The organism is Streptomyces corynorhini, from assembly GCF_003346515.1.
GTDB classification, from domain to species: Bacteria; Actinomycetota; Actinomycetes; order Streptomycetales; family Streptomycetaceae; genus Streptomyces; species Streptomyces corynorhini.
This window is the reverse complement of the sequence record NZ_QQNA01000335.1, coordinates 1-1,282: the sequence shown is the minus strand read 5'-3', so window position 1 is coordinate 1,282 and position 1,282 is coordinate 1. Positions and strand designations below refer to the sequence as shown.

1 protein-coding gene and 1 pseudogene are annotated in these 1,282 nt (G+C 74.0%); both read left to right on the top strand.

Annotated elements, in window-relative coordinates; all coding sequences use genetic code 11:
• Nucleotides 1–482, top strand: a pseudogene (locus DVH02_RS31140) (LysR family transcriptional regulator); the annotation flags it as partial.
• A gap of 146 nt (nt 483–628) precedes the next feature.
• A partial coding sequence (locus tag DVH02_RS35375; RefSeq protein ID WP_158575965.1) for a hypothetical protein occupies nt 629–1,282 on the top strand: 654 nt, incomplete at its 3' end.

The following is a 1,282-nucleotide window of genomic DNA, read 5'->3' as shown; positions in this document are numbered from 1 at the left end:
TCGTACGGTACGAGGCGATGGCCGTGCTGCTGCCCGGGGACCACCGGCTGGCCGACCGGAGCGAGATCGCGCTCGACGCGCTCGCCGGGGAGAGCGTCTACGCGGGGGCCGGCAATCCGCGGACCCTGGAATGGACGGAGCTGGCACGGGAGTTGTTCGCCGGGCACGGGGTGGAGGTCGCGGCGCCCGCGCCGATGGCGGTGGGGGTGGCGGAGTTCCGCCGCGTGATGGCGAAGACCGCGACGCCCGTACTGGTGGTGGTCGACTACGCGGCGATGCCGGACACCGTGCTGCGTCCGCTGGTCGCCCCCGTACCGCTGTCCCCGGTCTCGCTGGTGTGGCGGGAGGGGCTGCGCCACCCCGGGCTCGACGCGCTGCTCGGCGCGGCGGGGGAGTTGGGCGCCGCGCAGGGATGGCTGGAGCGGCCCGCGGGGAGCTGGCTCCCTACCACTGTCACCGCGTCGCTGTACGGCAACCACTGAAACGTAACTCCGGGGACCACGGCGTCGCTACATTCATCCCCCGGGTGCGGTGTGGTGGGGGCGTTCGGTCCGGAAGGGGACCCGGCCGACGACGGAACCGACCAGCCGCGTATCTGCCCGAATCATGGAATGAAGTGGTGGGGGATGTGCATCCAGTGGTAGAAAACGCGCGAAATATTGCCCGAAAAGGGCATGCGGGTGGGTCGAACAGCGTTCCGAGCGGCGGGCCGAGCAGCGTCCCGAGCGGCGGACCGAGCGGCGGCCCGAGCGGCGGGCCGAGCAGCGTCCCGAGCGGCGGACCGAGCGACGAACCCAACGATGTCACCGTCGAACTGGACGGCCTGGGCCGTCAGCTCTCCGAACTCCCGGCCGGGGCACGTCCCGTCGGCGTCGGCGTCGGCGGCGCCGTACCGGAAGCGGGGCACGAGGGTTCCGACGGGCCGGTCTTCGTGGACGAGAGCGGTCGGCGCAGCCGGAAGCTCCGCAAGGCGGGCTGGTTCGTCGCGCTCGGCTGTGCCTGTTACGCGGTGACGGTGGCGGTGGCGCTCGTCGGCGGCAACTCCGACGCGCCCTGGCTCCCGATACCCGGCCTCGCCGAGAAGCGGAAGGCGGACAGCGTCGAGATACAGCCCGGCGTCACCGCGAGCCGGTCCGTCTCGGCGAGCCCCGGCGCCCCGGCGGCGGAGGCCCCGGCACCGGACCCCGACTCCGACTCCGGCGCCCCCGCCCCCGACGACCCGGCCGCCACCGGCCGGTACCGCCTTGCCGGGGCTACGGGGGCCGGTGGCGGCCGGGTCGTC